General features: G+C 61.2%; 7 protein-coding genes. 5 read left to right on the forward strand and 2 right to left on the reverse strand.

The window, feature by feature from the left end; all coding sequences use genetic code 11:
• Window positions 1-160 precede the first annotated feature (160 nt).
• The 5 genes from Q5Y75_RS14695 to Q5Y75_RS14715 all read left to right on the forward strand — a co-directional run bounded on the left by Q5Y75_RS14695 (window position 161) and on the right by Q5Y75_RS14715 (window position 6,445).
• A complete protein-coding gene (locus Q5Y75_RS14695; RefSeq protein WP_306198730.1) occupies window positions 161-1,429 on the forward strand; it encodes an ABC transporter substrate-binding protein in 1,269 nt (422 codons plus the stop codon).
• Window positions 1,430-1,510: 81 nt separating this feature from the next.
• Window positions 1,511-2,518, forward strand: coding sequence for a carbohydrate ABC transporter permease (locus Q5Y75_RS14700; protein WP_306198731.1), 1,008 nt, complete (start codon window positions 1,511-1,513; stop codon window positions 2,516-2,518).
• Between the two features lie 11 nt (window positions 2,519-2,529).
• Window positions 2,530-3,678: a carbohydrate ABC transporter permease gene (locus Q5Y75_RS14705; protein WP_306198734.1), complete on the forward strand. Its 1,149-nt coding sequence runs from the start codon at window positions 2,530-2,532 to the stop codon at window positions 3,676-3,678.
• Window positions 3,679-3,687: 9 nt separating this feature from the next.
• Window positions 3,688-5,349 carry an alpha-amylase family glycosyl hydrolase gene (locus Q5Y75_RS14710; protein ID WP_306198737.1) on the forward strand — a complete coding sequence of 554 codons (1,662 nt, stop codon included), beginning with the start codon at window positions 3,688-3,690 and terminating at the stop codon, window positions 5,347-5,349.
• 4 nt (window positions 5,350-5,353) lie between these two features.
• Window positions 5,354-6,445 carry an ABC transporter ATP-binding protein gene (locus Q5Y75_RS14715; RefSeq protein WP_306198739.1) on the forward strand — a complete coding sequence of 364 codons (1,092 nt, stop codon included), beginning with the start codon at window positions 5,354-5,356 and terminating at the stop codon, window positions 6,443-6,445.
• Between the two features lie 15 nt (window positions 6,446-6,460).
• Here the strand turns inward: Q5Y75_RS14715 and Q5Y75_RS14720 are convergent, their stop codons facing one another.
• Both Q5Y75_RS14720 and Q5Y75_RS14725 read right to left on the reverse strand, forming a co-directional pair.
• A complete protein-coding gene (locus tag Q5Y75_RS14720; protein ID WP_306198743.1) occupies window positions 6,461-7,960 on the reverse strand; it encodes a heme biosynthesis protein HemY in 1,500 nt (499 codons plus the stop codon).
• Between the two features lie 10 nt (window positions 7,961-7,970).
• On the reverse strand, window positions 7,971-9,058 hold a 1,088-nt coding region (locus tag Q5Y75_RS14725; protein WP_306198745.1), incomplete at its 5' end, for a COG4223 family protein.

Genomic DNA, 9,058 nt, shown 5'->3' on the forward strand with positions numbered 1-9,058 from the left:
GTGATGGGCGGAAAATCACTCAAAATCGCCCCTTAATCACGCAATCTTCATACTAAGTGTTGACAGAATCTCTTGCGCGACGTCACAAAGGGAAATCCAAAGCGCTTTGGAAAGCGCCCGAAACAAGGCACCGCACCCCACGCGGATGGGAGGAGAAACAATGGACCACAGATTGCTCGCGGGTTCCGCAGCACTTGCACTGATCGCTGGCGCAGCGCAGGCCGACAAGGTGACCGTATTTGGCCCCTGGTTGGGACCCGACCAGGAAAATGTCGAGGCTGTGCTGGCGGGATTCGCCGAAGCCACCGGGCATGAGGTCGCCTATGTCGGGTCGGACAGTTTCGAACAACAGATTCGCATCGACGCCGAGGCGGGCTCGGCCCCCAACGTGGCGGTCTTTCCGCAGCCCGGCCTAGCCTCTGACATGGCAGGCGAAGGGTTTCTTACGCCGCTGGCCGAGGGCACCGGTGACTGGGTGCGCGACAATTACGCGGCCGGGCAATCCTGGGTCGATCTGGGCACATACGCGGGGCCGGACGGCGCTGATAACCTCTATGGGTTCTTCTACAAGGTCGATGTGAAATCGCTGGTCTGGTACAGCCCCGAGAATTTCGAAGATGCGGGCTATGACGTGCCCACCACCATGGAAGAGCTAAAAGAACTTACCGATCAGATCGTGGCGGATGGCGAAACGCCCTGGTGCATCGGTCTGGGGTCGGGCGGCGCAACCGGCTGGCCTGCGACCGATTGGGTTGAGGACATGATGCTGCGCACCCAGCCACCCGAGGTCTATGACGCATGGGTATCGAACGAGACCAAGTTCAACGACCCCGCAGTGATCGGCGCGATCGAGGAATTCGGGGCCTTCGCCCGCAATGACGACTATGTCGCCGGAGGCGCGGGTGCGGTGGCGACGACCGACTTCCGCGACAGCCCCAAGGGCCTCTTCAGCTCGCCCCCGCAATGCTACATGCACAAGCAGGCAAGCTTCATCCCCGCCTTCTTCCCCGAAGGCACTGTTGTGGGTGAAGATGCGGATTTCTTCTACTTCCCCGCCTATGAAGGCAAGGATCTGGGCAGCCCGGTGCTGGGGGCTGGCACACTCTGGGCCATCACCAACGACAATCAGGGTGCGCATGATCTGATCAACTACCTGCAATCACCCGAAGCGCATGAGATCTGGATGGCCCGCACCGGCTTCCTGACCCCGCACAAGGGCGTTGATACCTCTGTCTTCTCGGATCCCACGCTCAAGAAGATGAACGACATCCTGCTGGGCGCGACCACCTTCCGGTTTGACGGGTCGGACCTGATGCCAGGCGGCGTTGGCGCCGGGACCTTCTGGACCGGCATGGTCGACTATACCGGCGGCAAGGACGCGCAAGAGGTCGCGGACGAAATTCAGTCCTCCTGGGACTCTCTGCAATAAACCCCCACTCACTCAAAAGCAGGGGTAATCCGGCATGATCCGGGCTGCCCCACCCTTCCCCCTTTTCCCGGAGCATGAGAGATGAGCCCAGCGCTGCAGGGTCTTATGACCATCGTGATCGGAGTGGTCGGTTGTGTCGGCTATTTCTACCTCTCCAACCAGTTTCTCGACAAGGTTCTCTACCCGGCGCGTGGCCCAAACGCGGGCCGCAACATCAATCGTGCCAACCTGATCCGGCCCTGGCTGTTCCTGTTTCCAGCGCTCTTCGCGCTTGGCCTCTATCTGGCCTATCCGGTTGTTGAAACGCTGCGCCTGTCGCTGACTGATCGAGTGCCCGGCGGTGGATATGAATGGGTGGGGCTGCGTAACTACCAGCAGATGATGCAGGAGCCGAAGTTCTGGGAGGCGATGCGCAACAACATGCTGTGGCTGATTGTGGTGCCTGCGCTCTCCACCGCGTTTGGCCTGCTGGCAGCGCAGCTGACCGACCGCATCCGCTGGGGCAATCTGGCCAAGTCATTGATCTTCATGCCGATGGCGATCTCGTTCGTCGGCGCGGCGGTGATCTGGAAGCTGGTCTATGACACACGCCCGGTCGAGCAGGATCAGATCGGCGTGCTGAATGCCATCTACATGGCACTAGGCGGGGCCGAGCCACAGACCTGGCTGACCACGCCGTTCTGGAACTCATTCTTTCTGATGATCGTGCTGATCTGGATCCAGACCGGCTTTGCCATGGTGATCCTGTCCGCCGCTCTGCGCGGCATCCCTGAGGAAACGGTTGAGGCAGCCATCGTTGATGGCGCCAACCCGTTCCAGATCTTCTTCAAGATCAAGGTGCCGCAGATCAAAAACACCATTCTGGTGGTCTGGACCACGATCACCATCACCGTGCTCAAGGTCTTCGACATCGTCTTTGCCATGACCAACGGGCAATGGGAGACGCAGGTGCTGGCCAATTACATGTTCGACAAGCTGTTTCGGGCCAATGACTGGGGCGTGGGCTCGGCCTCGGCCATCGTGATCATGATCCTGGTGATGCCGATCCTTGTCTGGAATGTGCGCAACGCGCGCGCCGAGATGAAATAGGGAGTGCCGAGATGAACAATATCGCTGGCTCAAGATCGGCACTGGTCTGGATCGTCAATCTCTGCGTGCTGGGCCTTGTCTGCCTCTGGCTCTTCCCGACATTTGGCCTGTTCGTGTCCTCCTTCCGCACGGCGGACCAGATCGCCACAAGCGGCTGGTGGCGGGCGATGTTCGCCTCGGAGCAGAACCTGACGCTGCGCACCGCACCGCCGGAAAGCCAGGTCCAGCAAGGCGACCTGTATGTGATCGAGGGCAACCTCTTTGGCGATAATCCCGACGCGGTCATCTCGGTCTGGGGCGTGTCCTCGCGCGATATCGACGCCTATACGCCGGGGGAAACCGCCGAGTTGCGGCGCGGCGGTGAGATCACGGTGCAGGCTGATGGCGGCTACCGCTTGGTGAACACCGAGGCCTTCGAAGGCAATCGCGGCCCGCGAGTCTTCGTGACCGCAACCACGCCGCCTGAGCTGACCTTCCAGAACTACAAAAACATCCTGTTCGACCCGGCCAATGTGGACGGGATGGCCAAAGCGTTCTTCAACACGCTGACGGTGACAATCCCGGCCACGATCATTCCCATTTTGGTGGCCGCTTTTGCCGCCTATGCGCTGGCCTGGATGGATTTTCCCGGTCGTGCGCTGCTGATTGCGGCTGTGGTCGGCCTTCTGGTGGTGCCCTTACAACTGGCGCTGATCCCACTGTTGAAGCTGCATCTGGGCGTGGGGATCGGCAAAAGCTATCTTGGCATCTGGCTGGCACATACCGGGTTCGGGCTGCCACTGGCGATCTACCTACTCAGGAATTACATGGCCGGTCTGCCCCGCGACATCATCGAAAACGCGCGGGTGGACGGGGCCACGGATTTTCAGATCTTCACCAAGATCATCTTGCCGCTCAGCTTCCCTGCGCTGGCATCCTTCGCGATCTTCCAGTTCCTGTGGACATGGAACGACCTGCTGGTCGCCAAAGTGTTCCTGATCGATGCGTCGGGGCAAACCACGGTGATGACCGCGCAGATTGTCGAGTTGATGGGCACGCGCGGCGGCAACTGGGAAATCCTTGCCACAGCGGCCTTCGTGTCGATCGCGGTGCCGCTGCTGGTCTTCTTCGCAATGCAAAAATACCTGGTCCGCGGATTGCTGGCCGGCTCTGTCAAATAGGGTAAATTCATGAACGCTCAAATGGCTCCTCAACCGGGTGTTCCGGTCGAACGCGCGGCGGATTGGTGGCGCGGCGGGGTGATCTACCAGATCTATCCGCGCAGCTTTCAGGACAGCAATGGCGATGGCATCGGCGATCTGGCCGGGATCACCCAGCGGCTCGATTACGTGGCCTCGCTGGGCGTTGATGCGATCTGGATCTCGCCTTTCTTCAAATCGCCCATGAAGGATTTCGGCTACGATGTCAGCGATTACCGCGATGTCGACCCGATGTTCGGCGCGCTCGCAGATTTCGATGCACTGCTGGCGCGTGCGCATGAGTTGGGTCTGAAGGTGATGATCGATCTGGTGCTCTCACACACCTCGGATCAGCACCCTTGGTTTGCCGAGAGCCGCGCCTCGCGCGACAATCCGAAATCCGACTGGTACGTCTGGTCCGATCCGAAACCCGATGGCACCCCGCCCAATAACTGGTTGGCAATCTTTGGCGGCTCGGCCTGGCAGTGGGATGCGCGGCGACAGCAATATTACCTGCACAACTTCCTGACTTCGCAGCCCGACCTCAATTTCCATGAACCCCAGGTTCAGGACGCTTTGCTGGATGTGGCCCGGTTCTGGCTGGATCGTGGAGTCGACGGGTTCCGGCTGGACACGATCAACTTCTACTTCCATGACAAGGAGTTGCGCGACAACCCGCCTCTGCCGCAGGACGCGCGCAATGACAGTATCGCGCCGCAGGTGAACCCTTATAACCATCAGGACCACCTCTATTCCAAAAGCCAGCCGGAAAACCTGGCGTTTCTGGAACGGCTGCGGGCGCTTACCGACGCATATGACGCGCGTGCCTGTCTGGGCGAGGTCGGCGATGCGCATCGCGGGCTCAAAATCATGGGGCAATACACAGCGGGCGAGGCGCGTATGCATATGTGCTACGCGTTCGAGTTTCTCGAAGGGCGCCGCGCAACGGCAGAGCGCATCGTCAAGGTCTTCGAAGATCTTGAGGCCGCCGCGCCGGATGGTTGGGCCTGCTGGGCGTTTTCGAACCATGACGTGCAACGCCATGCCAGCCGCTGGGATCTAAGCGATGCGGCCCTGCGCGCCTATACCACGCTGATGATGTGCCTGCGCGGGTCTGTCTGCCTCTATCAGGGTGAAGAGTTGGGCCTGGCGGAAGCGGATGTCGCATTCGAGGATTTGCAGGACCCCTATGGCATCGAATTCTGGCCCGAGTTCAAGGGCCGCGACGGCTGCCGCACGCCGATGGCCTGGCAAACGCAGGCAGAAAATGCCGGTTTCGGTAGTGGCAAAAGCTGGCTGCCGATCAGCCCGACCCATGCGGCAGCAGCCGTCGACCGGCAGGAACAGGACCCCGCCGCCATGCTGCACCATTACCGGCGCGCCATCGCATTGCGCGATGCCCATCCGGCCCTGCAGAGCGGTAGCCAGAATGATCTGTGCGCGGATCAGGACCTGTTGAGTTTTCAGCGCAGCGATGCGTCCGAAACGCTGTTCTGCGCCTTCAACCTTGGCGACGAGCCGGCGGTGGCCACGCTTCCCGACGGGTCATGGCAGGTCGTCAGTCAGGGAATGCAAGGCGCGGTCAGCCCGAAGGGGCGGCATGCCATGCTCGGGGCCTGGCAGTATCTGATCGTGAAACGGGCGGAGGGCTGACACCATGGCCGATCTGAAACTCACCAATGTTGAAAAGACCTACGCCGAAAGCGTCAATGTTCTCAACAACATCAACCTGGATATCAAAACCGGCGAGTTGATCGTTTTTGTCGGGCCCTCGGGTTGTGGCAAATCCACCCTGCTGCGGATGATCGCCGGGCTGGAAAAGATCACCGGTGGCGAACTGACCATCGATGGCGAGGTCATGAACGACGTGCCCCCGGCCCAGCGCGGTATCGCGATGGTGTTCCAGTCCTATGCCCTCTACCCGCACATGACCGTGCGCGACAACATGGCCTTTGCTCTGAAGATCGCCAAGAAATCAAAGTCCGAGATCGACGCAGCCGTCGAAAAAGCTGCCAAAGTCCTCCAGTTAGAGCCTTATTTGGACCGCTTGCCCAAGGCACTGTCCGGCGGCCAGCGCCAGCGTGTGGCCATTGGCCGCTCAATCGTGCGCGACCCGAAGGTGTATCTGTTTGACGAGCCGCTCTCGAACCTGGACGCCGCCTTGCGCGTCGCCACCCGGATCGAGATTGCACGGCTGAAAGAAGCGATGCCGGATCGCACGATGATCTACGTGACCCATGATCAGGTCGAGGCGATGACACTGGCCAGCCGCATCGTGGTGCTGGCCAACAAGGGCATCGCTCAGGTCGGAACGCCGCTGGAACTCTATGAAACGCCTGAGAACGAGTTTGTCGCCCAGTTCATCGGCTCACCCGCAATGAACCTATTGCCCGGCACGATCACCGGCACCGGCGCCAGGACAACCATCGCGCTTGAGGGCGGCGGCACGGCGGTTTCCGATATCCCGACAACAGCGGGTGATGATGGTAAATCCGTGAATATCGGCGTCCGACCCGAGGATCTGATGCCGACCGACAGCGACTACCTTTTCAAGGGCAAGGTGGACATCACCGAAGCGCTGGGTGAGGTCACCCTGCTTTACTTTGAGCCGGTCGCGGGGGCAGAACCGGTGATCGCCAAACTGCCCGGCATCCAGCGCGACCTGCGCGGTAGCGATGTCGCCCTGACCGCAGATCCGGCCAAGGTGCATCTGTTTCATGAAGGACAGTCGATGCGCCCCAAATCCTAAAACGGGGCGCAATGATCAGGTGGCGGGACGGGGCTCGGCCTCCGGCGTGTCAGACGGCTGAACCTCGCCATCCAGAATTGTAGCCTCGTCCGAGATCTCCTCGGGCGTGTCCTCTACCTCGTCGGATTTATCCTCCAGCGCGCCCAGGATCAGCGGCAACATCTGCGCACCGGTTGCGGTGGCAACCTCCTGTTTGGTCGGCGCGGTCCAGGTCAACGTATCGAAGCTGCCGCAATTGGCACAGATCGGCGCCCATTCAGACTGAATGTCGTGGCAATTGTCACAGACCCATTGCGGCCCACGCGGCGCGGTCAGCGCCTTGGCAAGCCAGCCCTGCACCACCGCATCCGACGCACCCTCGCCACGTTCGATCGCTGCCATCAGCGTAAAGACGCGCGCATCCGCATCCTCCATCTCGACCAGATCGCCCAGCGCGCGGCGCGCTTCGGGGAAATCCTCTGCGACAATGTTCAACTCAGCCATCACAAGCCGCGTCTCGGGGTCGTTTGGATGCAGCCGCGACAGGGCCGAAAAGCGGCGGACCCGGTTTGCTGGCGTCTCATCGGGCTCGATCTCGGCAAAGGCATGGGCAAGGTCGGGATGCGGGCGAACCTCCCATGCTTTCTTGAGGATCTTGGTGGCATTGCGCGGCTTGCCCTTGGCGATGTGCGCACGCGCCGCCATCGCAGCAGCCGGGATCAGATCGGGCGACAGACGGTTCGCCTCGATCGCGCGTTCCTGCTGGTCGATGGTTCCTTCCTCATCCAACAGCTCTTTGGCCTCGGACAAGGCCAGGACGGCATCGCGGCGCTTATAGACGTCACGCGGCAGGGCGCCGGATTTCAGCTTGGCGGTCAGCGTCGACCGGGCACCCGCCCAGTCCTGTGCCTTGGTCTGCAAGGTCAGCAGCACATCCTGCGTCTCGCCATGTTTCGGCTTCAGCTCCAGCGCCTTTTCGGCCAGCTTGCGCGCAGTCTCTTCGTCGCCATCTGCCAGCTTCTGCTTCATGATCCCGCGCACACCGACAAAGCGGGTCGCGTTGTTGGTGACCAGCTTCTTATAGGTCTCTGCGGCGCGTTTGGTATCGCCGTTCAACTCGGCCGCCTGCGCCACCAGCAGGTTGGTCAGTTCCGGCTTCTGAAGCAGCTTTTCGGCCTTGTTGGCCTTGGCCATCGCCAAGCTACCCTCACCCGAGGCCAGCGCCATCACGCTATCGGCCAGCGCCTGATAGCCACGGCGCTCGCGGCCCCGGTCGAAATAGCGCGACATCGCGGTTTCATCCCCGTTGAGAAATTTCAGCGTCGCAATCAGCAGCGTAAGCAGCTTGAAAAACAGCCAGACGAGGCAGACCAGCACGATCAGCGCGAGTACCGATTGCAGCGGCCCAAGTGTGTATTCGGTACCGGCGATCGTGATCTGCACGCCGCCTTGTGTATCCATCAGATACCCGGCACCCAATGCCAGCAGCGCAACAATCGCCACCAGAACGAGAATTTTGAGCAGTGACCAAAGCATGGCGGGTCCTTCAGTTCGAGTTCAGGCTGGTTGCCAGGGAATCAGCGGCGCTCAGCGCCTCCTGACGGGAGGTCGCGCGCGCGATCCAATCGGCCAGCGCTGCCTTCGCCGCATCCGGCAAGGCGTCCAGATCGGTGAGCGTGGTCGAGACATCGCCTTTGGTCAGCGCCGCCTCAGCGCGGGACAGGACCGCATCGGGGTCAGACCCATCGCGCGGCTCTACCGAGCGGGCGCCGGTCTGGCGTTGGATGAAGGCCATCAACCCGCTGCCCTTGTCCGTTTCGCGCGCATCCGCCAGCGCAGTCCGTGCGGCAGGTGAAAAGGATTCCTGCAGTGCGCTCAGCGTGGCGACACCATCCGTAGCAGAGGCCGCCAATGCGGCGGGGATCTCGACACCGCCGGATTTCAGCGCGTCCAGTGTCTTGGCATAAGCCGCGCCGCTCTCCAACTCGCCGCGCAGCTGCGCGGCAGCGGCGCGATTGGCGGCGGCTTGAGCATCAGCGCTGGCCTGCGCCTTGATGTCCTGTGCCTGCCTCATCATCGATTCGACTTCGCTGCGCTGGCTGGCCATCGTATCCTTGAGCTTGGCCAGTTCCGCATCATAAGCGGCCACCGCCTCTTTCGAGGCACCCTCGGTGACGGGTCGTTTTTCCAGATCGCTCAGGCGTGTTTCCAGATCGAGCAGGGATTTTGACAGGTTCTGTATCTGGGTGGTCAACGTTCCCAGGTCGCTCGTCATCGGATCGATCTGCGCGGCCAGTGAGGCAATCTTGTCGCTCAGATCGGCAGTGTCCGCGCCGCTGACCTTCTGATCGAGCGCGGTCAGCGCATCGCTCTGCTGTTTCAGCTGGGTTTCAAGTGTGGTCACCTGTGTGGTCAAGCCGCTCGTATCCGAACCCGAGCCAAACAGACCCGCCTGGCCCGCAACAAACCCGATGCCAGCCGCCAGAACACCGCCAATCAAGGCTGGCACAAACCCGCCCGATTTCTTTTCCGGCTCTGCCGGAACGTTTTCTACATAATTCGGAGTGAAATTCATCTCGGCTTCGGCTTCGGCTTCGGCTTCGGCTTCGGCTTCGGCTTCGGCTTCGGCTTCGG

The organism is Ruegeria discodermiae (genome assembly GCF_030758345.1).
Classification (GTDB): Bacteria; Pseudomonadota; Alphaproteobacteria; order Rhodobacterales; family Rhodobacteraceae; genus Ruegeria_C.